The sequence below is a fragment of the Prochlorococcus sp. MIT 1223 genome (genome assembly GCF_034092465.1).
Taxonomy (GTDB): domain Bacteria; phylum Cyanobacteriota; class Cyanobacteriia; order PCC-6307; family Cyanobiaceae; genus AG-402-N21.
In genome coordinates this window covers 1,315,196-1,335,661 of the sequence record NZ_CP139303.1, presented here as the reverse complement: position 1 = coordinate 1,335,661, position 20,466 = coordinate 1,315,196, and the positions used below count along the sequence as shown (strand labels likewise).

Annotated in this window: 19 protein-coding genes, 1 tRNA gene and 1 other RNA gene; 7 read left to right on the top strand and 14 right to left on the bottom strand. The window is 36.4% G+C overall.

Annotated features, from left to right (window positions below; genetic code table 11):
• Window positions 1-15: 15 nt before the first annotated feature.
• Window positions 16-1,050, bottom strand: coding sequence for a phosphoribosylformylglycinamidine cyclo-ligase (gene purM, locus SOI85_RS07070; protein ID WP_320663700.1), 1,035 nt, complete (start codon window positions 1,048-1,050; stop codon window positions 16-18).
• Between the two features lie 131 nt (window positions 1,051-1,181).
• Here purM and SOI85_RS07065 point away from each other — a divergent pair, with 131 nt between their 5' ends.
• Window positions 1,182-2,741 carry a bifunctional pantoate--beta-alanine ligase/(d)CMP kinase gene (locus SOI85_RS07065; RefSeq protein ID WP_320663699.1) on the top strand — a complete coding sequence of 520 codons (1,560 nt, stop codon included), beginning with the start codon at window positions 1,182-1,184 and terminating at the stop codon, window positions 2,739-2,741.
• Here the strand turns inward: SOI85_RS07065 and SOI85_RS07060 are convergent.
• The 4 genes from SOI85_RS07060 to SOI85_RS07045 all read right to left on the bottom strand — a co-directional run bounded on the left by SOI85_RS07060 (window position 2,725) and on the right by SOI85_RS07045 (window position 5,621).
• Window positions 2,725-3,204, bottom strand: a complete 480-nt coding sequence (locus tag SOI85_RS07060; RefSeq protein ID WP_320663698.1) for a low molecular weight protein-tyrosine-phosphatase — start codon at window positions 3,202-3,204, stop codon at window positions 2,725-2,727. The two genes, SOI85_RS07065 and SOI85_RS07060, sit on opposite strands and share 17 nt — an antisense overlap.
• A 75-nt stretch (window positions 3,205-3,279) precedes the next feature.
• Window positions 3,280-4,056, bottom strand: a complete 777-nt coding sequence (locus SOI85_RS07055; protein WP_320663697.1) for a phycoerythrobilin:ferredoxin oxidoreductase — start codon at window positions 4,054-4,056, stop codon at window positions 3,280-3,282.
• 35 nt (window positions 4,057-4,091) lie between these two features.
• Entirely contained in the window at window positions 4,092-4,790 is a 699-nt protein-coding gene (locus SOI85_RS07050; protein ID WP_320663696.1) for a 15,16-dihydrobiliverdin:ferredoxin oxidoreductase, read from the bottom strand.
• A gap of 123 nt (window positions 4,791-4,913) precedes the next feature.
• Window positions 4,914-5,621: a heme oxygenase (biliverdin-producing) gene (locus tag SOI85_RS07045; protein ID WP_320665153.1), complete on the bottom strand. Its 708-nt coding sequence runs from the start codon at window positions 5,619-5,621 to the stop codon at window positions 4,914-4,916.
• 80 nt (window positions 5,622-5,701) lie between these two features.
• Between SOI85_RS07045 and SOI85_RS07040 the strand changes: the two genes are divergently transcribed.
• Window positions 5,702-7,126, top strand: a complete 1,425-nt coding sequence (locus tag SOI85_RS07040; RefSeq protein ID WP_320663695.1) for an NADP-dependent isocitrate dehydrogenase — start codon at window positions 5,702-5,704, stop codon at window positions 7,124-7,126.
• A 13-nt stretch (window positions 7,127-7,139) separates the two neighbouring features.
• Here the strand turns inward: SOI85_RS07040 and SOI85_RS07035 are convergent, their stop codons facing one another.
• From SOI85_RS07035 to SOI85_RS07015, 5 genes are all read right to left on the bottom strand, one after another.
• Window positions 7,140-8,498: a four-carbon acid sugar kinase family protein gene (locus SOI85_RS07035; protein WP_320663694.1), complete on the bottom strand. Its 1,359-nt coding sequence runs from the start codon at window positions 8,496-8,498 to the stop codon at window positions 7,140-7,142.
• A 39-nt stretch (window positions 8,499-8,537) separates the two neighbouring features.
• Window positions 8,538-9,716, bottom strand: coding sequence for an alpha-hydroxy acid oxidase (locus SOI85_RS07030; RefSeq protein WP_320663693.1), 1,179 nt, complete (start codon window positions 9,714-9,716; stop codon window positions 8,538-8,540).
• A 67-nt stretch (window positions 9,717-9,783) separates the two neighbouring features.
• On the bottom strand, window positions 9,784-10,638 hold the full coding sequence (locus SOI85_RS07025; protein ID WP_320663692.1) for a galactose mutarotase: 855 nt from the start codon (window positions 10,636-10,638) through the stop codon (window positions 9,784-9,786).
• A 25-nt stretch (window positions 10,639-10,663) separates the two neighbouring features.
• The gene (locus SOI85_RS07020; protein ID WP_320663691.1) at window positions 10,664-11,560 is read right to left on the bottom strand and encodes an alpha/beta fold hydrolase; all 897 of its coding nucleotides are present in this window, start codon (window positions 11,558-11,560) and stop codon (window positions 10,664-10,666) included.
• Between the two features lie 138 nt (window positions 11,561-11,698).
• Window positions 11,699-13,078, bottom strand: a complete 1,380-nt coding sequence (locus SOI85_RS07015) for a cation:proton antiporter (protein WP_320663690.1) — start codon at window positions 13,076-13,078, stop codon at window positions 11,699-11,701.
• A 160-nt stretch (window positions 13,079-13,238) separates the two neighbouring features.
• Here SOI85_RS07015 and SOI85_RS07010 point away from each other — a divergent pair, with 160 nt between their 5' ends.
• On the top strand, window positions 13,239-15,767 hold the full coding sequence (locus SOI85_RS07010) for a glycogen/starch/alpha-glucan phosphorylase (RefSeq protein WP_320663689.1): 2,529 nt from the start codon (window positions 13,239-13,241) through the stop codon (window positions 15,765-15,767).
• Window positions 15,768-15,793: 26 nt separating this feature from the next.
• Here the strand turns inward: SOI85_RS07010 and SOI85_RS07005 are convergent, their stop codons facing one another.
• The 3 genes from SOI85_RS07005 to SOI85_RS06995 all read right to left on the bottom strand — a co-directional run bounded on the left by SOI85_RS07005 (window position 15,794) and on the right by SOI85_RS06995 (window position 16,946).
• Window positions 15,794-16,252, bottom strand: a complete 459-nt coding sequence (locus SOI85_RS07005) for a hypothetical protein (protein WP_320663688.1) — start codon at window positions 16,250-16,252, stop codon at window positions 15,794-15,796.
• A 37-nt stretch (window positions 16,253-16,289) separates the two neighbouring features.
• Window positions 16,290-16,628: a hypothetical protein gene (locus SOI85_RS07000; protein WP_320663687.1), complete on the bottom strand. Its 339-nt coding sequence runs from the start codon at window positions 16,626-16,628 to the stop codon at window positions 16,290-16,292.
• Between the two features lie 244 nt (window positions 16,629-16,872).
• A tRNA-Arg gene (locus SOI85_RS06995) sits at window positions 16,873-16,946 on the bottom strand.
• Window positions 16,947-16,983: 37 nt separating this feature from the next.
• On the opposite strand from SOI85_RS06995, the gene rnpB reads away from it, so the two are divergent.
• Window positions 16,984-17,396: RNase P RNA component class A (rnpB, locus tag SOI85_RS06990), an RNA gene on the top strand.
• Between the two features lie 52 nt (window positions 17,397-17,448).
• A complete protein-coding gene (locus tag SOI85_RS06985) occupies window positions 17,449-18,201 on the top strand; it encodes a ribonuclease III family protein (RefSeq protein ID WP_320663686.1) in 753 nt (250 codons plus the stop codon).
• On the opposite strand, the gene SOI85_RS06980 is transcribed toward SOI85_RS06985, so the two are convergent.
• On the bottom strand, window positions 18,198-18,386 hold the full coding sequence (locus tag SOI85_RS06980) for an NAD(P)H dehydrogenase subunit NdhS (protein ID WP_320663685.1): 189 nt from the start codon (window positions 18,384-18,386) through the stop codon (window positions 18,198-18,200). The genes SOI85_RS06985 and SOI85_RS06980 overlap by 4 nt on opposite strands.
• Before the next feature lie 46 nt (window positions 18,387-18,432).
• Here SOI85_RS06980 and rimM point away from each other — a divergent pair, with 46 nt between their 5' ends.
• Window positions 18,433-18,975: a ribosome maturation factor RimM gene (rimM, locus tag SOI85_RS06975; protein WP_320663684.1), complete on the top strand. Its 543-nt coding sequence runs from the start codon at window positions 18,433-18,435 to the stop codon at window positions 18,973-18,975.
• 42 nt (window positions 18,976-19,017) lie between these two features.
• The gene (locus SOI85_RS06970) at window positions 19,018-20,460 is read left to right on the top strand and encodes a mannose-1-phosphate guanylyltransferase/mannose-6-phosphate isomerase (protein WP_320663683.1); all 1,443 of its coding nucleotides are present in this window, start codon (window positions 19,018-19,020) and stop codon (window positions 20,458-20,460) included.
• The last annotated feature ends 6 nt before the right edge of the window (window positions 20,461-20,466 follow it).

Below are 20,466 nucleotides of genomic sequence, written 5' to 3'. Positions count from 1 at the left end.
TGCAAAATAAATAAATCAAAAAGGTAATCCAATCAATTTCTGATGATCTCGAGAAGATTCTTCAACACGACCCATATTCCAGGCGGAGAGACCAAACCGACTGCATATATCTATAGATGGGTTTACTGTTTCAGATGGAAGAACTACGCAAAAACCGACACCTAAGTTGAATGTATTCCAAAGATCAGAAACTGGAATCTGGCCTGCTTTTTCTAGCCATCTAAAAATCGAAGGAATTTCCCAAGACTTTGTATCAATTGCTGCTCTTAATCCTGATGGCAGACATCTAGGAAGATTTTCTGGCAATCCTCCTCCAGTTATATGAGCCATCCCATGGATAGGAATTTGAGCTTTCAACAAAGATTGAATAAGCTTTACGTAAATCAAAGTTGGAGAAAGCAACTTATCAACTAAGGAAACTTTGTCTTTATCTAAAAAGATTTGGTCTATGTCTTTTTGCTGAGACAAAATTTTTCGAACCAGACTAAAACCGTTGCTATGAATCCCACTACTTTGAATTGCAAGGATTTGATCGCCAGCACGAATTAAATGACCATCGATTAATTTTTCTGCTTCTACAACACCAACACAAAAACCTGCTAGATCATATTTATCTTTCTCATAAAAACCTGGCATTTCTGCTGTTTCTCCTCCTAACAACGAACAGCCAGAATCTTTACAGCCATTAGCAATTCCTTCAATCACTTTTACTAATGATTGAGGAGAAAGAGTGCCAGTAGCAATGTAATCAAGGAAAAATAAAGGTTTTGCGCCATTTGTTATTACATCATTTACGCACATTGCGACTAAATCTATTCCAACTTCAAAATGTCTTTGATGTTGTTGGGCTAATTCCAGCTTTGTTCCAACGCCATCTGTACCCGCCACCAAAACAGGGCTCTTATATCCCTCTGGGATTCTTATACAGCCTCCAAATCCACCCAAACCTCCAAGAACCTGAGGTTGATGAGTTGATTCAACACTTGAAGTAATTTGAGCAACAAAATTTCTTCCTGCCTGTACATCAACGCCAGATGTTTTGTAATCCATAGTTGCTTGTAATCCTCCTATTACTTGGAATTTAACCTTCCTCAGAAAGGAAATTTGGTTCAATATGTAAAAAGACTATTTGTTTTTTGAAAAATCTCTATAGAGAAGCTTCTTTAATTTAATTTTAGAACATGCGGAACTTACTCATCTTAAAAACAAAAAAGGAACTAGAAGAATGGCGAAAGAACCAATTAGATGAAGTCACATTTGTTCCTACAATGGGATGCCTCCATGATGGGCATAAAAAACTAATCGAAGCAGCCAAAAGAAAGAAAAAGCAGAAATCCCGTACAGTTTTAGTAAGTATTTTTGTAAATCCATTGCAGTTTGGAGATAATGAAGATTTTGAAAAATACCCAAGAAACTTGAGACAAGATTCTCAAATAGCATATGAAGCAGGAGCACATGCTATTTGGACGCCTTCATTTGAAGATCTTTTCCCTGGAGGAATAGGTGCTCATTTCTCAATAGAAGCACCGAAACTACTCAAATCTCAACTCTGCGGGAAAAAGAGAAATGGACATTTTGATGGAGTCGCAACAATAGTATTAAAACTTTTAACTCTTATTAAGCCAAATTATCTTGTCTTAGGAGAAAAAGACTGGCAGCAATTAATAATCTTAAAAAAGCTGATAGTAGATTTAAATCTAAATATCAAAGTTGAAAGTGTTGCGACTCATAGAGATTCAGATGGACTGGCTACCAGTTCAAGAAACAAATATTTAAATACAAGCGAACGTACACAAGCATTAACACTTTCCAGGGAATTAAAGAAAATTTCCAATAGTTTTTTTAAAGAAAATGTACTAAATCTCGAAACCCTCAAAACTTCCTTAATGAATAATAATCTAAATGTTGAGTATGTTGAAAATGTTGACCCAGAATCTCTCAAGCCAATAAGAGATCCATCAAAATTATCTCTTCTTGCTGCAGCGGTACACATTGGGAACACACGACTTATTGATCACACATTTCTTATGACTCGATCTCCAATAGTTGCTATAGATGGACCTGCTGGGGCAGGGAAAAGTACTGTTACTAAGAAATTCGCAAAAGAAATTGGTTTAATGTATTTGGATACAGGAGCAATGTATAGAGCTCTTACTTGGATGATAAAAGAGAAAAATATTAACTCTAGTGATGAAGAAAGTATTGAGGCAGCTCTAAAAGACTTTGACCTACAAATTGAATTAACACGATCAGGGGACCAGGAAATCCTTGTAAATGGAAACAATGTTACTAAAGAGATTCGATCCCCTCTAGTAACTAAAAATGTATCCATAATTGCCACATATTTGTGTGTTAGACAAGCTATGACATCTAAACAAAAAGAAATTGGTATTAAGGGTGGTTTTGTCGCAGAAGGTAGAGATATCGGTACAACTGTTTTTCCAAATGCAGAGTTAAAAATCTTTCTTACCGCTAGTCCAAAAGAAAGGGCAAGAAGAAGAGCACTTGACTTGAAAAAGCAAGGTTATCCAGTCCCAAACTTATTAGATTTAGAGCAACAAATAGATGCTAGAGACAAGTTAGATTGCTCTAGAATGATTTCCCCTTTATCTAAAGCTGATGATGCTAAGGAGTTAAAAACAGATGGTATGAATATTGAAGAGGTGGTAGATATAATAATAGAAATGTTTAGATTAAGAGTCCCGGAAGAGGTCTGGCCAACTCCTAATCGTCAAGATTAAATGATGATATCAAGCCCTCAATTGCATCCTGAAGCAAATCAAGTACGGTATTAAATCCATTAACTCCTCCATAATAAGGATCAGGAACTTCTATTAAGCTAGTCTTAGTTGCATACTTTAAAATTGGATAGATATGAGATATTTTTTTATCACCTGCTTTTTTAGCAAGAGATTGAACGTCTGAAAGATTCGAATTATCCATAGTCAAAATTAAATCAAACTTTTCAAAATCCTTAAGATTAAGTTTTCTTGCCCTACTTTGTATATCTATTCCTCTTTTTGAAGCAGCATCTCTCATTCTAGAGTCTGCTTGATTACCAGAATGCCATCCTCCAGTTCCCGCTGAATCAACGGTAAAGTATTTAATTAGACCATTAACCTCTATCTCTTTCAGAAAAATAGCTTCGGCAGCTGGAGACCGGCAAATATTACCAAGACAAACAAATAAAATTCTCTTATTCATAAATGATTTTGTCGATAATTTATATTCTATTATATGAGAATATAAATTACTATTAGTTAGAAGACTTTTTAAATTTCACTTCAAATCAAAAAGTACTTTATTAATGTATTCTTCTGTCCAGTCTATTCCATAAAACCTGGTTAACATTGATCGTGCTGGGTCTTTCTCCGCTCTATATTTCATGTATAATTTTTGGCCATTTAATATCATAAGCCTTCTTTCTTCAGCAATTTCACTTGCATTTCTCAAAAGCTCAAGAAATAAATTTAAATAGTCTTGAAAAGCAGGTTTAATCACTGTAGAAATAAGTGCATCTCCATCTACACCTAAAGGTATTCTTGTCCACAAGAATCCTGGTGAAAAGTATTGCTGAGCTTCTTCAGGAATTGGACCTCCATATGGTAAACGCGTTTGCCATTTCTGATGTAAAGGTAATAATTTATCCCAAACTTTTGATGTATGCTCTTTATCATTTTTGACAGCAGGTTGAAGATCTAAAGCTAAAAGATGGCCAGATGGAAGACTTACAAAATCAGCACCAAAAAAAGGAAGATCATATTGTGGAGAAGGAGCAATTACAAAATTCAATACTGATGCTATACCTGGTGCCTCAAGGCAGACTGCTCTTGCTTGTCTAATTTTATTTGTCTTACATGCCCATGTCGAAGTCATTGCAAGAAGTGACTTACCTTTAGCTCCTATATCAACTTCTTTATCAAGAAACTCATCTTGTATCGGATAAGGTTTTAATTTTAAAAAACAAAGCTGATCAATAGCATAATCTAAAAAAAATTTCCATCGCCAATTAGGGAAAGTTATACTATCTAAACTTGATTGACGCTGTGTATCCATAAATTTAAATAGAGCAATAAAAAAATGAATTATATCTAACTAGATGGAAAAAGAAATTCATGAAGGAATTTATCAGACCAATCTTTTCCAAAAAAACCAGTAAATAGACCATGGGCAGGATCTTTCTCTGCACTATATTTGTCATAATTAACATGCAAATTCTCAATCTCTTCTACTGTCAAAGCAAGTGCTTTATTTCTACTCTTACTTTGAATTTTCCAATATAAATCGAGAAAAGAGCTGAAAATTAAAGGGAGCGTTTCTTGAGCTTGACTAATACCTCCTTTGCAAAAAAGAACCCATGGAGAGAAATATTGCTTTGGATCATATGCAAACATTTCCTGCTTCGAGTTAAATTCTGGATATTGATTCTTAAGGGACTCAAGTTCTTGAAAGTAATGATCAAAATAAAGATGATCTTGGATTAATGGCTGAAAATCAAGAACTGCTACTAATCTTTTTCTCTTCCCAAACCATAAAAGGTCAATGCCCATTATTGGTTGGTCTTTTTCATAAACTGGATAAGCAACTGAATTCAAAACTTGTAGATTTTCGCCTGCGTCTAAACTGGTAGTCCTCCAGCGCCTAAATCCAGGTACATTCCACAACCAACTTCTAATTTTTGATTCTCTATTAATAGAAAAATATTCACTAAATTCCATAGGTATCTCTAGTAAATCGCCTCCGTGGTTCCGAATACTTTCATGTAATTCCTCAAGCAAATGATTAAACATTAAAGATAGATCTCTAAAAATGGCAAAGAGTTTACTTACCAATGAACAAATCTACTATAAATCAAATTGATATAAACGTGCATTTGAAGACTATTTATTAAATACTAACTTAAAGAATGGATTCTATTCTGTACTTCCTTTTCTATTGTTTTTGGTCAAATACCTAAATAGGACTTTACCTATTGATGCTATCAGATTACCTTCTAACTCCTGAAAAATATTCATGTTGTAAGTAAATGCTTTATTTGCCTCTTCAATTATTAAATCTGCCATTCCTTGATCTATTGATAAGGAATTAAGAGTTTTCCGATAATTATCTTTAAAAGCTTTTTCATCGTCAATTCCATTAAAGATATAGAAATTTAATCCATCATTATTTGATAAATCTAAAGATCTTTGTGTAATCTTTTTAAGCATCTTGCCACCTGATAGGTCTCCTATATAGCGACTATAATGATGGCCAATTAACAACTCAGGCTGTTCTTGCCCTATTTGATTAATTCGGTCGACATAAACTTGCGCCGAAGAAGACATTTTTAGAGAACTTTGCCAATCTATACCGAAATAAAAATTCAAATCTTTCTCTAAAGCATTTCGCCGATTTAATTCTTTGAAATTGATATTAGAAACTATGGGATGCCCTTCTGAGGCAAGCCTAGTTATTTGATCTTCCATTGCCGAATAAACAAAATATAAATCTGCTAACAATTTTCGATAGGAGTTTTTTTCAACTACCCCTTTCAAGAAACAACTAATAAAGCCAGTGTTTTCGGCCATCGTATGGGACTTTTTCGTTCCCTCCCGAAGTTGAATTGCAAGATCTACTGACATCAGGACTTGTTCATAGGACTGAAACATACCACTAAGACATAAGCTCATCTTGTGATTTATTAATCGTGAATAAGCACTTTATGAATCAATTCCACAAACTCATAGCTCCAACCCAAGGAGCAGCAATAAGTTTCAAGAATGGGAATCCAATAGTTCCTGACAATCCCATAATCCCATTTATCCGTGGAGATGGTACTGGCATTGACATTTGGCCTGCAACGCAAAAAGTTTTAGAAGAGGCAATTAAAAAAGCCTATGGGAATGAACGCAAAATTGAATGGTTTAAAATCTATGCTGGAGATGAAGCGTGTGATTTATATGGCACTTATCAATATCTTCCAGAAGACACTATTGAAGCAATTAGAAAATATGGAATTGCTATTAAAGGACCACTTACTACTCCAGTAGGTGGAGGAATACGCTCACTAAACGTTGCCTTAAGGCAAGTTTTTGACCTTTATTCTTGCGTTAGACCTTGTAGATATTTCCAAGGAACACCTAGTCCACATAAAAAACCAGAAGACTTAGACGTAATTGTTTATAGAGAAAATACAGAAGATATCTATATGGGAATCGAATGGGAAGACATTGATCCTGAAGGGATCAAGCTCATTGAACATTTAAATTCAAAGGTAATTCCTGGTAGTAAAAAACTAACCAATAGAAAGATTTCAAGAGGATCTGCAATAGGGATTAAACCAGTAAGCAAATTTGGAAGTCAAAGACATATTCGAAGAGCAATTCAACACGCCCTTCGCCTACATCAGAACAAACGTCATGTAACTCTTGTGCACAAAGGAAATATCATGAAATTTACTGAAGGAGCTTTTCGCGATTGGGGATATGAATTAGCTACGAATGAATTCCGAGAAGTATGTATTACTGAAAGGGAAAGTTGGATCCTAAGAAACCTAGAAAATGATCCTGAACTAACCATCGAAGAGAATGCAAAACAAATTGACCCTGGTTTCAACTCTTTAACCAATGAGAAAAAAAATATGATTTGCGAAGAAGTTAAATCAGTGGTCAAAGATATTGGCAATAGTCACGGGAACGGGAAATGGAGAAAAATGGTAATGGTGGATGATCGTATTGCAGACAGTATCTTTCAACAAATTCAAACAAGGCCTCAGGAGTACTCGATCCTGGCAACGCTTAACTTAAACGGAGATTACATATCAGATGCAGCAGCAGCCATCGTAGGAGGACTGGGGATGGCCCCAGGCGCAAACATAGGTGACAACGCTGCGATTTTTGAGGCAACCCATGGAACAGCTCCAAAACATGCCGGACTGGATCGCATAAATCCAGGTTCGGTAATCTTAAGTGGTGTAATGATGTTGGAATATATGGGATGGAATGAGGCTGCTGAGCTAATAAGAAATGGACTAAGCAAGTCCATTTCAGACAAACAAGTGACTTATGATTTAGCGCGCCTTTTAGAACCTCCTGTTGAACCTTTAAGTTGCAGTGGTTTTGCAGAGTCTATTATTAGTAGATTTTAAATAATAATTAAGTTCAGTCTTTGATCATATTTTCCATCAGCTTCCAAGACTCTAATAATGTTTCTGAGTTTCCCAAATTCCCAGGAAAAGTAATAACAGGAATTTGGCTATTACTATTTTTCTTATAGGGACAAACAACTGATAATCCAGGCAAAATTTGACCTTTTAATTCAACCATACCTAAATTCAATCCTTTCTCAAGAAAGACTTGCGTTGTAATACCTCCTTTACTTATTACGTATCCTATTCGAGGTAAAAGTCTTGCAACCAAATTAGCCATTAGCTCTGCTAATTGAATACCAAAAAGCATTCTTTTTGAAACCGAAGGGAAATCAATCTCTCCCCTACTTGTATATATAACTGGAGTTTTTCCAGACTCTATAATGTTATCTAATTGAGATAAATAAAGTTCTTTTAAATCACGTAATAACACTTGAGATAAAGGACTATCTAAAGCACGAGCGATCTCCTTTACAGGCAACTCAACTCCTTTACAGCCAGAGTCTTTTAGCAAAAAATCTAATTGTTTATCTGCCAATTCAACATGAGATCCAACCATAATTAATCCTTTTAAATTAGATCTATTCCTTTTTAGTCTTAAAGAAGAGAATTCAGATTGATTCATAGGATTTACTGGCAAATCAGCTAATGCGCTAATTAAGCTTGCAGCCGATCGAAAAAGAAACCTTTTCTCGTTCATTAATTCAATAACTGCCTTCGCAAATATCTTTAATTGAGTTGATTTTTCTGCATCGACAACAACTAAAGAATTATTAGATAATTTCTTTAAGAATTGAATGAGATTATCCATACCTTTACTACTCTGAATAGCAGCATTTAATTGTTCACATGACAATCTCAATACATTACTTGAAAGTATTTTCCCGCCACTTTTTTCTTCAAGCCAATCAGGTAAATAGCTAGTGGAATAGCCAAATACTTGATCATTCGCAAAAGAACTTAGATGAACTGGGGAACCATTCAATAAATGCTCTCCATCAACGGTTGTTCTTCCTCCATCTAAAAATGCTGGCACATGGAAAGTTGCATCAAAAGGTCCTAACTCTTGATTAATAACATTAGGTTCAATTACTCCATGTCCTCTTAATGTTGAATCACCTCTACTAATAAATAAAACTTTTCTAAAATCTAGATTTTTATATGCAGCTTTATAGAAAGATTTGCAAATTTGTCGGGTTCTGTCTTCTGCTTTACTAGCCGACATAGACCTTGTATTAGTTAATAAGAAAAGTAATTTAGAATGATCTAATATACCTTCGCTAAGTATTTCTTCATCAAATTTCAATAATAATGGGCATCCATAAACTGACTGAGATCCAGTAGGATCATCATCAAATACAATTATTTTCATTGATACCTTTTATTTTTAATTGACTCTCAATATTCTATTTTAATTATAACCCCATTCATCTGGAAGAGTAACAAATGAAGGATCTAATTTACTAACTGAATCACAACCAAGTAATTTCATAGTGCGCAAAATATCTGAACGTAGAATCTCTATCGATCTTGCCACGCCAGGGCCACCAGCGGCTGCAAGTCCATAGGCATATGCTCTCCCAATTAAAACACCTTTAGCTCCTAAACAAAGCGCTTTAATTACATCACTTCCTCGACGAATTCCTCCATCCAAAAGAACATCTATCTCATTATTTGCTGCTCTAACTATCTCAGGAAGAACCCTAATTGTAGGTGCGACACTATCAAGTTGTCTTGCACCATGATTAGAAACAACTATTGAATCTGCACCATAATCAATAGCTTTTCGTGCATCGTCTCCGATATGCACTCCCTTAACAATTATTTTTCCTCCCCATGCATCTTTGATCCATTTCAGATCTTCCCAAGTTACGACCGATTGTTCCAAGGCTGGTCCAATCTCGGTATAACCCATAGGTCCATTTTCTAATTGCACATTGGGAAAACTCATTAAACCTCCATCTCCCAACCACTCAGTTAACCAACAAGGTTTGACTAACATTTGAGCAATATAAGGAAGCATCACAAGAGGGTTCATAGATAACAATTCTTTGGTCCCATTCCTTACATCACGTTCTCTTAATCCAGAAACTGGGGTATCTATAGTGACAACAATCGCTGAAAAACCTGCCTTCTTAGCTCTTTCAATAGTTTTAAGGGCAACATCTCTGCCTCCTAGTAAATAAAGCTGATACCAAGCTGGACAATTTGTTGCCTCTTTTACGTCCTCTAATCTGCATCCAGATAAAGTTGAAAGAGAATAGCCAGTTCCTGCTATTCCAGCTTCACGAGCTGCAACCACTTCACCTTTAGGGAAAAACATTCGACTACTTCCTACTGGAGCAAGAATGAAAGGCAACTTGAAACTCTGATCCAAAACCGAAATGGATAGATCACAATTTGGTGTTGATACGGCACATCTTGGCCTAAATAAAATTTGATTATATGCAGTGCAATTATCTGACAATGTCTGCTCTCTATCCGCTCCACTATCTATATAATCAAAAACCATTTGAGGTAGGCGCCGCTTAGCCAACAGACGCAGGTCACTTACATTGACAGCATTTGTCGATGAAACATTGGCTCTCATATCAATAAGAACTGATCTTTAATTTAAAGCAAATTACATCATCAACTTCCTAGAAGATAAGAATTGATCAATTAGAAACGAACTTAGAAGCAAAAGAATGGAGACATCCAGGTTCTAGAACTAACCTTCTATTTCCATTGATCAAAGATTCCCTTGGACTAGTCCAAGGCTCCATGCAAATCATTTTTCTTGGAGGGTCAGTCCAAATAACAGCTAAATCCATAGGAGATTTATTTTGCATTTCAATAGATTGATTAGTCTCCAAGTCAATAAATGAGACAGGTCCTGTTGTTGTTGTAATGAAGTCAATACCTGATGAAATTTCTTCTAATTGAACCCTTGTAGAATTTATAGACATATCAAAATGATTGGTACAAGTCTCAGCCAATCCTCTAAAAGAAACATTGGACAAATCACTTACCTTAAAATAAGGATGCAGACCAATTGAATAAGGCATATTTTCTTCTCCACGATTATGGACAATAATTTTTATATCCAAAGCGTTTTCTTGAAGCCTAACTTTCATCTCAATCAAAAATTTAAATGGGAAAAGCTTCCTGGTTGCTTCAGTGTCAGACAAATTCAAAGAAATACCTTTTTGATCATCAAGAGAATGTATTTCCCATGGAATATCTCTTGCAAAACCATGCTGCTTAATTAAAAAATCACCTTGAGGTAATCGCAAAAGATCTTTAGGCAAGCTTCCACAGATAGGGAAGAGGACAGGTATACCTCCACGAACACTTTTATTAAATGATTTAAAACGCTCTTGATCTAAATAAAGGATTTCTTTTTTATTACATATCCATTGAGTAATCAAGCCACCTCTTTCAGGGACAATTCTTAAAAGGTCACCTGTCTCCAAATTCTTATACTCCCAATGATGGTAAGGAGATAACTTCCTAATCAATTGACTATTCATATAAAAAATGTGATTTATAACAACCTCAGAGTTCTTTTAGCCACTTAAGAAGAGCATCATTAACCTGCTCAGGCACTTCATCATGAGGACAATGACCTGCATCTAATACAACCTCAGTAGTCGCCTCTGGAGAATAACGTCGGAAAGTAGCTCTTTTACCAGGTGCATTCATCCAAGGATCTCGATTGCCCCAAAGTAATAAAAGTGGAGATTGCAATTGCTCAAATAACTCATCAAGAGGTTTTCCTGGTGGTCCTCCTGGCTCAAATACACTTCTAAAAACGCCAAATGCGCCTGGGTCTAAAGATGGCTTCCTTATTGCTTCAACTAGCTCATCATTAACATTTTTTTTATCAATATAAACTTGATTTAATGTCCTTCTTATTGTTGCTGGTCTTCTTAAATTCTCAAAAATTAATCGTTGAACCAAAGGATCTCGTAATAAGCCAGTTCCAAGAAATTTCGTTAATTTACTAATCAAGCTATTAGATGATTGATTTTCTTCACTAAATCTTCCTGCTGCATTTAATAAAACAACTCCTGCAGATTCAGAACCTAATGCAGAGCCAGCTGCTAAAGCTGCATAACCTCCCAAAGAATTCCCTACTAAAACAGTGGGTCTTCCAATTTTTTCATTTACATAAGCAACTACTTGATCTCTCCATAAAGGTCCACCATATTTCAAACCTTTCGGTTTGGCACTCTTTCCAAAACCAAGCAGATCTATCGCGTGTACTTCATAAGAATTTGAAAGGACTGGAATGTTATACCTCCAATGGTCAGTTGAAGCGCCGAATCCATGAATAAGAAGAATCGCAGGTCTTGAAAGAGATGAATTTGCGGATGATCGATAGGTATCGGAATTACTAAGACCGAAGACTGTGTGATCTAAGTATCTCCAATAGCAACTAGTTTCAGGCATGCCAAAAGTGATCAAAGACTAGATCCGCTTATTCAAAACTGATGTTAAGCAGACTTTTGTAGAACTCATCAACAATTTAAGAAGGGATATCCCTAATCCTAAAATTTAAAACAAGAAATAAAACCTGATAATGAATTATTAGATCAATCCAACTGGATTTGCCGCAACATCATCAGGAATAGAATTATCTCCTCCGGGTGGTTTATCTTTAAGCACTAAACGCAGAAGAATAGGCGCAAGAAAGGTAGTGCCGATAACCATTAACAATATTGCAGCTTCTAGAGAAGGAGTAAGCAAGCCAGCACTAGTACCAAGTCCCAAGAAAATTAAACCAACTTCTCCACGGGGCATCATGCCTAATCCAACTACAAGTCTATTTGTGGGCTTATCACTAACAAAAGACCATCCAGCTGCGATCTTTCCAATAATTGCAACAATTAATAAAAAGCCTGCAACGACAAGCGCTGATCTACTGCTTGGATCTAATGGATTGATAACAGAAAGATCCATACCTGCACCAACTAAAACAAAGAAAATTGTTGCGAAAAGGGAAACCAGCGGAAGAACTGATTGCTGTATTGCATGATTGTTCTTCGAACTACTCAAAATCAAACCTGCAGCAAAAGCTCCCAATGCTGCTTCCAATCCAATCGCAGTAGCCACAAAACAACTAAGAACCAATATCACAAAGGAAGCTACTACTACTGCACCAGGAGCCTTTAATCTCTCTAATAACGCATCAAAAGCTGGGGCTGCTGTTCTACTTAAGGCAATTGCAGCAATCACAAATACTGTTGCAGCTACTACTAATTTGACTATCGGGCTAATTTGTAAAGTGCCTCCAGCCGCTAGAGCTACTACAACTGCAAGAATAACAATTCCCAAAATGTCATCAAGAACTGCTGCTCCTATTACGATCTGACCTTCTCTGGTTTTGAGATAACCTAATTCTCCAAAAACACTCGCAGTGATGCCAATACTTGTAGCAGTCATAGATGCTCCTGCAAAGATTGCAGGAATAATATCCACATTAAAAATAAACATTAACCCAAAGGTTCCAAATGCAAATGGCAAAATAACTCCAGCCATAGCAACGGTAAACGCCTGAGCTCCAACAGCAACTAATTCCTCTAACTCACTCTCAAGACCTGTTAGGAATAGGAGTGCATAAAGACCCAGTGTTGCGACAGCTTGCAATGATGGGAAGGTTTCAAAATACAAATCAGGTACAGCTTCTCTTGGGATAGAAGCCAAAGCACTAATCACATTTACAAACCCTGTATTTAATTCAGCATGTGCACTTGGCGGTAAAAGCAAATGCAAACCAGAGGCACCAATTAATACCCCAGCAAGAAGTTCACCAACAATCGTAGGCAAACTCAACCTGACCAAAATCTCTGCCAAAGTCCTTGCAGCAACAAAAATAAGTAAAAAATTAATGACTCCAATCAGTGTTTCAGCTACCTCAACATCATGTGTACTTAAAACAGAGAAAAGGGGAGATAAGAAAAATTCCAAAACTTTTTATGGACCATACATATAGAAAGATAAATGACCAAGAACCAACTATTTAAGATTTGTACTCATTAAGAAAAGTTCTTTGACAGGTGTGGATCTGAAGTTACTGAGTTCTTAACTATTGAACCAGGATTAACCTACAACCCTATAAATCGTTCAAATGAGCAGCTCACAGCCATTAGATCTGCGTCTGCCAACCCCTGGCTGTTACGCATACCCCGAAAGAGCAGGCGTTGATGCCGATGGTGTATTTGATGGGATGACAGAACATCTTTTCTTTACTCTTGGCAAACTTGCAACAACTGCAAGTTTAAGAGACCTATATATGGCTCTTAGCTATGCAGTAAGAGACAGATTAATGACTAGATATTTAGCCAGTCAAGAAGCTATAAGAGAAAAACCCCAAAAAACTGTTGCTTATTTATCAGCTGAATTTTTAATCGGTCCTCAATTAAATAATAATCTTCTAAACCTTGGAATTAAACAAGAAGCAGAAGAGGCATTAAAACGATTTGGCATTGAATCTCTATCTCATATTCTTGAAGTTGAAGAAGAACCTGGATTAGGTAATGGTGGATTAGGACGTTTAGCGGCTTGCTATATGGAATCACTAGCAAGCTTGCAAATACCAGCTATAGGTTATGGAATTCGCTATGAATTTGGAATTTTCAATCAACTTATACGTGATGGATGGCAAGTCGAAGTAACTGACAAATGGCTTAAAGGAGGATGGCCTTGGGAACTTCCTCAGCCAGATGAATCTTGTTTCGTTGGGTTTGGAGGACACACAGATAATTACATAGATGAGAAAGGAAACTATCGATCTAGATGGATCCCTTCAGAGCATGCAATTGGAGTTCCTCATGATGTCCCTGTGCTTGGCTACAAAGTCAACACTTGTGACAGACTCAGACTCTGGAGAGCAGATGCAACTGAAAGCTTTGATTTCTATGCTTTTAATATTGGAGACTACTATGGAGCTGTAGAAGAAAAAGTTGCCTCTGAAACTCTTTCAAAGGTCTTATACCCTAATGATGGAACTGATGAGGGGAGGAGACTTCGTCTAAAGCAACAACATTTTTTTGTAAGTTGTTCTTTGCAAGATATGCTCAGAAGTCTTGAGAAAAGAGGCCTCTCAGTTGAAAGCTTTCCAGAACATTGGACAGTTCAATTAAACGATACTCATCCTGCAATTGCGGTTGCAGAATTAATGAGGCTTTTAATAGATCAGCATCACTTTGAATGGGAAAAGGCATGGGAGATTACAAACAAATCGGTTGCATATACAAATCACACATTGCTTCCGGAAGCTCTAGAGAAATGGGATTTAAGCTTATTCAAAGATTTATTGCCTCGTCACTTAGAAATCATTTACGAAATCAATAAAAGGTTTTTACAGCAAGTACGTCTGAAATATCCAGGAAATGACGGGATCTTGAGAAAGCTTTCCATTATTGATGAAGAAGGTGGCAAAGCTATAAGAATGGCTCACCTTGCAACTATTGGTGCTCATCATATTAATGGTGTTGCAGCATTACATTCTGACCTTATTCAACGTCAACTCCTTCCTGAATTTGCTCAACTATGGCCTGAAAAATTTACTAATGTTACCAATGGCGTTACCCCTCGACGTTGGGTGGCTTTGGCAAATCCAGAGTTAACGAGTCTTCTGGAACAAGAAATTGGTGAAAACTGGATAAAAAATATGGATCTATTGTCTAAATTAGAATCGAAAGAAAAAGATGAAGGATTCATAGAAAAATTTGCAGCTACAAAACTATCTGCAAAAAAACAACTTTCGGGCTACATCCATAGGCAAACAGGAGTTTTAGTTGATCCAACAAGTTTGTTTGATGTTCAAGTAAAACGAATTCATCAATACAAACGCCAGCATCTAAATGCACTTCAAATTATTGCTCAATATATTCGTATAAAAAATGGGGTAGCCAAAAATATTGCACCCAGAACAGTCATTTTTGGAGGAAAAGCCGCTCCTGGATATTTTATGGCAAAACTAATGATTCGTTTCATCAATGGTATTGCTGAGGTTGTGAATGCCGATCCAGATATGGATGGGTTATTAAGAGTGATTTTCCTACCTGATTTTAATGTGAAGCTAGGCGAGCAAGTTTATCCAGCGACTGATCTGTCTGAACAAATATCTACAGCTGGGAAAGAAGCATCTGGTACTGGAAATATGAAATTTGCAATGAATGGTGCTTTAACAATAGGTACTCTGGACGGAGCGAATATAGAAATTAGAGAGAAAGTTGGTGCAGAGAATTTCTTTCTTTTCGGTAATACGGAAAGTCAAATTATGGAATTAAGAAATAATGGATATAAAGCTAGTTCATTTATTAATAAAAGTCCTGAACTTCAAGAAGTCATAAAGTTAATTGAAGTAGGTCAATTTAGCAATGGAGATAGTGATCTATTCCGTCCAATACTTCACTCATTAACTGGAGAAGATCCATTTTTTGTAATGGCAGACTTTGCAGATTATCTTAAAGAACAAGATAACGTTAACAAAGCTTGGCATAATAAAAAAGAATGGAACCGAATGGCATTATTGAATACCGCAAGATCAGGGTTCTTTTCATCTGATCGTTCTATTAAAGAATATTGTGATTTAATTTGGAAAGTAAAACCAATGCCCGTAGAAATAACATGTGATGTAAGTAAGCGATAAAAAATAAATTTAATCAATAATAGTAATTAGCTTTTGTCTTGTACATCTGGAGTTTGATGCAATAAACGATTCAACCTAATGCGATCTACATTTAATGGATCTGGCGCTAACTCACCAGCTAATTCTTGGAATTTTCTCTCAATCTCTTCAGGTACTTTTACATCAAATATTCTTTCCATTAATACTTCAATTGAAAATAAATGAGCATTAATATTCTCCAAATCGGCTATGGCTTGATTTATAGATTCAATCTTATTCTCACAAACTTCTGCTGATGTTGTTTCTAAAAATTTATCTTCAGTTTTGGAGCCATGTTGATGCTTCTGCAAATCTTCCAATACCATGCTGCACAAAGTTCTAAATGCTTGCAAAGAAGCCCAATTCAATTCTTGTTGCTGTCGAAGCGTTGGAAATTCTCGAATTAATCGATCATGTTCTTTGTAGAACCTTAAACAATCAGAACATTGACAGGGCTTTTCAGGCACCGTGGTTCAAGTATTTCATTACCTATCATTACATCTTCTATGCCACTAAAGGAGGTTCACCAGAAAAACTATCATCACCTTGGTCTGTTTCACTCCCATCAAGACTGTCAGGCAAAGGAATCTCAATACTAGTTACAACATGAATAACATCTCTTAATCGCATGTGATCAGCGAACCAACCCATAGCTTGCTCAGTATCACCTCTACGTTCCGCATCAGTTGCTTGATCCTCATGCGATTCGGCTAATAGAGCCAGCCAGCATAGACAACGCGCCTGAACAATAGAAAGATCTAGGTCAGTAGGTTGAGCTTTCGCAATTTGCTCACTCTCTTGCTGAACAAGAAGACGAAGTCGAAGATCGTGAAGCTTTGTCATCCAGACTGTTTCACTACAACAACACTAGCGAGAGAGTAGGCAGTTTGACTACCCACTATATATAGAAATTCTGCTAGTTTTTAGAATGATCTAATTGCTGTACAGCAAAAACACGCATGAAATGATTGGATGAAAATATATTCATACTGAAAACAAAGCTTATTATTTAGAAATAAGGCATTTTGAACATCCAACTAAATATCTGAGAGTTATTGAAATAATTGACTTCTTAAAGGTAAGGAAACGGGGCTGGCGGGACTCGAACCCACGACCTACGGTTTAGGAAACCGTCGCTCTATCCGGCTGAGCTACAGCCCCACTGAAATGAATACTGTCTTAAGGCATTATGGACAAAGAAAGCAGGAGAGGCGATCGCAATTGAGACTTTTTTGCTCTTTTGCAAATTAGTTCCTCAGTTGAGGAAAGTCCGGGCTCCACGATGGTCAAGCTTGCTGGGTAACGCCCAGTGCGGGTGACCGTGAGGATAGTGCCACAGAAACACACCGCCAATGGCTTAATGGTCATCCATAAAGCACAGGCAAGGGTGCAAAGGTGCGGTAAGAGCGCACCAGCAGTATCGAGAGGTGCTGGCTAGGTAAACCCCGGCTAGGTGCAAGGCTAATGAACAAAGGCTGACCATCATTCCTTGTTCAGATTAAATACGCCGCTAGAGGTTGCTGGAAACAGCAATCCCAGATAGATGATCTCCCATCCATTTTCATATTATTAATGGATGCACAGAACCCGGCTTATGACCTGCTTTCTTCTATATTTTAATTTAAAAGTTCCCGTATAAATTAAAAATTCCGAAATACACGTTATGTCACTGAATAAAGAAAAATCAATTTCAATTGAAAGGAGAAAGAAACTATATGAATTAATTGAGAGATTAAAAATCGATACAATTTACGTACAAAGTATTAAATATAATGAAACAAATAAACTAAAAATAATTGATGAGGCATTAACACATACCTCAGCCAATTCCTTAATAAACCATGAAAGGTTAGAGTTTTTAGGAGATGCGGTACTTCGCCTTGCTGCGACTGAATTTATTGAAAGAACATACTCATCTTTATCAGTCGGAGAAAGATCTGAATTACGTTCTCAACTAGTAAGCGATCAATGGCTCCATGAAGTAGGCCAAGATATTTCTATTGAAAAAACCCTTTTATTAGGTCCTAAAGCTGCAAAAGACAAATCTGCCTTGGCGACATTTCAGGCAGAAACAACTGAAGCACTAATTGGAGCTTTATTTGAGTGCTTCAATGACTTGCAACCTATTCATCAGTGGCTAGGCATTTACTGGACAAAAGAAAGTAAAAAAGTCATGGCAGACCCTCATAAAAACAACCCGAAATCCGCTTTACAAGAATGGAGTCAGGCTAAAGGAATGTTATTACCAAATTATGAAACAAACGAGCTTTCTCATGTTCATGGAAATCCAAAAAGATTTTTTTGCAAAGTTCAAGTGTCTGGCAAATCAATTGCAGAAGGTTGGGGCCGTTCTATAAAAGAAGCTGAAAAAGCTGCAGCCAAAGAAGCCTTGAAAAATCTAAAAAACTTCTGTTAATTAATTGACCGAATATCTTTTATAGGAATAGTGATTAATTTGTCCCAATTACCTCCTTCAAACAAAACAGCTGCATTAGTACCACTAATACGTTGTACAAAACCTTTGTATCCACGATAAATCGATCCTGGATCTATTACAACAACAGTAGTGCCGGGTAAAATAGGATTATCAGATACGACCATTTTTTCTATAAAACCCAAATTTTGACTAATTATCGCCTAAAAAAAAATGTTTAGCGAACAAGACTGGCTAACAGTTGGAAAAGTTGTATCGGCTCAAGGCCTTCATGGGGAGATACGCATAAATCCAAGTAGCGATTTCCCTGAAAGATTTACGCAACCAGGTTCTAGGTGGATTCAAAAAACATCAGAGGAGCCACAAGAAATCGAATTATTGAAAGGCAGGCAAATACCGGGCAAATCAATTTATATAATTTCTCTACAAGGTATTTCAAATCGATTATCAGCTCAAGGCCTTATTGGAAGTAAATTACTCGTCCCGTCAACAGACAGACCAAAGCTTAAACCCAACGAATTCCATTTATTAGATCTGGTGGGCTTAGAAGTAAAAATCAATCTCAAAGAACCATCTATTGGAAAAGTTTCAAACCTAATTAATGCTGGCAATGATCTACTAGAAGTAAAAACAAAAGAAGGAAAAAAAATATTAATTCCTTTTGTCAGTGAAATAGTCCCTTCATTAAATCTGGAGGAAGGTTGGTTAAAGATTAATCCTCCTCCTGGACTTTTAGATATCGAAAATCTTGACTAAAACGCTCAATTGAAAGATTCTGAAAATATGCAGTGACTTTTCGTGACAAAGACCAACCTATTACCAATAATCCTTTGCGGAGGTTCAGGGACAAGGCTATGGCCTCTGTCAAGAGCCTCTTATCCCAAACAATATTGGAATTTAATTGGTAATAATGATAAAAGCCTTTTACAAAATACACAAATTCGTCTACAAAATCTTGAGAATTTAGGAGACCCAATATTAATTTGCAACGAAGATCATCGTTTTATTGTTGCTGAACAAATGAGACAAATTAATATTCAGCCCAGTGCAATCATCCTTGAACCATGTGGGAAAAACACAGCTCCTGCAATAGCTATTGCAGCTTTAAAAGCTATTCAAAAAGCAGAGGATCCTCTCTTATTAATCTTATCTGCAGACCATGAAATTCAAAATATAAATAAATTTCATGCTGCAGTAACTGCAGCAAAGCCTTATGCAGAAGGTGGCAGGTTGGTAACTTTTGGAATAGTTCCTACTTCAGCTGAAACAGGTTATGGATATATCGAAGCAACTGAATCATTCCAAAAAAACAACTTAATAGGATTAGATATTGAAAAATTCGTTGAGAAACCAAATAAAAAAACTGCTTTGAAGTTTCTTCAAGATAAGAAATTCACTTGGAACAGTGGGATGTTTCTTTTTAAAGCAAGCACAATTTTAAAAGAACTTGAAAGACTTCAGCCAACAATATTGAAAACTTGCCAATCATCAATCGAACAAGGAAAGAATGATCTTGATTTTTTTAGATTAGACAAAGATTCGTTTGAAAAATGTCCTAATAAGTCAATTGATATTGCAATTATGGAAAAGACGAATTTAGGAACAGTGCTTCCTTTAAATGCCGGGTGGAGTGATGTTGGGAGCTGGAAATCAATCTGGGAAACAGGAGAAAAAGACAAAGATAGTAATTTAATAGAAGGAAGTAGTATGACAATTAATACAAAAAATTGTTATTTACGTAGTGAAAATCGCCTAGTTGTTGGAATTGGATTAGATAATCTTGCGATAATCGAAACAGATGATGCTGTTCTTGTAGCTAATATGGATGAAACTCAAAAAGTTAAAGATATCGTAAAAGAACTTGAAGAGAAAGGCCGGTCTGAAGCCAAGGACCATAGAAAAATATATCGTCCTTGGGGAAACTACACCTCAATAGTAAAAGGAAAGAAGTGGCAAGTAAAAAGAATTGAGGTTATTCCAGGGGGAAGTCTCTCTTTACAAATGCATAACCATAGAGCTGAGCATTGGATAGTTGTAAAAGGAACAGCTTTAGTTCAACGTGATAATGAAGAGCAAATATTACAAGCCAATCAAAGTACTTATATCCCTTTAGGTTGCAAGCATAGGCTAAGTAACCCTGGTGCAATAACAGTTGAATTAATTGAAGTTCAAAGTGGTAGTTATCTAGGGGAAGATGACATTATACGATTTGCTGATCACTATGGAAGAGCTATTAATTAAATAATA

Excerpts from the sequence above, each read along its gene's own strand:
- SOI85_RS07050 (WP_320663696.1), bottom strand. The coding sequence starts at position 4,790 with ATGTTTAATCATTTGCTTGAGGAATTACATGAAAGTATTCGGAACCAC.
- SOI85_RS06985 (WP_320663686.1), top strand. The coding sequence starts at position 17,449 with ATGTCACTGAATAAAGAAAAATCAATTTCAATTGAAAGGAGAAAGAAA.
- SOI85_RS07055 (WP_320663697.1), bottom strand. The coding sequence starts at position 4,056 with ATGGATACACAGCGTCAATCAAGTTTAGATAGTATAACTTTCCCTAAT.
- SOI85_RS07010 (WP_320663689.1), top strand. The coding sequence starts at position 13,239 with ATGAGCAGCTCACAGCCATTAGATCTGCGTCTGCCAACCCCTGGCTGT.
- SOI85_RS07065 (WP_320663699.1), top strand. The coding sequence starts at position 1,182 with ATGCGGAACTTACTCATCTTAAAAACAAAAAAGGAACTAGAAGAATGG.
- SOI85_RS06980 (WP_320663685.1), bottom strand. The coding sequence starts at position 18,386 with ATGGTCGTATCTGATAATCCTATTTTACCCGGCACTACTGTTGTTGTA.
- SOI85_RS07040 (WP_320663695.1), top strand. The coding sequence starts at position 5,702 with ATGAATCAATTCCACAAACTCATAGCTCCAACCCAAGGAGCAGCAATA.
- SOI85_RS07000 (WP_320663687.1), bottom strand. The coding sequence starts at position 16,628 with ATGACAAAGCTTCACGATCTTCGACTTCGTCTTCTTGTTCAGCAAGAG.
- SOI85_RS07030 (WP_320663693.1), bottom strand. The coding sequence starts at position 9,716 with ATGAGAGCCAATGTTTCATCGACAAATGCTGTCAATGTAAGTGACCTG.
- SOI85_RS07035 (WP_320663694.1), bottom strand. The coding sequence starts at position 8,498 with ATGAAAATAATTGTATTTGATGATGATCCTACTGGATCTCAGTCAGTT.
- SOI85_RS07060 (WP_320663698.1), bottom strand. The coding sequence starts at position 3,204 with ATGAATAAGAGAATTTTATTTGTTTGTCTTGGTAATATTTGCCGGTCT.
- purM (WP_320663700.1), bottom strand. The coding sequence starts at position 1,050 with ATGGATTACAAAACATCTGGCGTTGATGTACAGGCAGGAAGAAATTTT.
- rimM (WP_320663684.1), top strand. The coding sequence starts at position 18,433 with ATGTTTAGCGAACAAGACTGGCTAACAGTTGGAAAAGTTGTATCGGCT.
- SOI85_RS07045 (WP_320665153.1), bottom strand. The coding sequence starts at position 5,621 with ATGTCAGTAGATCTTGCAATTCAACTTCGGGAGGGAACGAAAAAGTCC.
- SOI85_RS07020 (WP_320663691.1), bottom strand. The coding sequence starts at position 11,560 with ATGCCTGAAACTAGTTGCTATTGGAGATACTTAGATCACACAGTCTTC.
- SOI85_RS07025 (WP_320663692.1), bottom strand. The coding sequence starts at position 10,638 with ATGAATAGTCAATTGATTAGGAAGTTATCTCCTTACCATCATTGGGAG.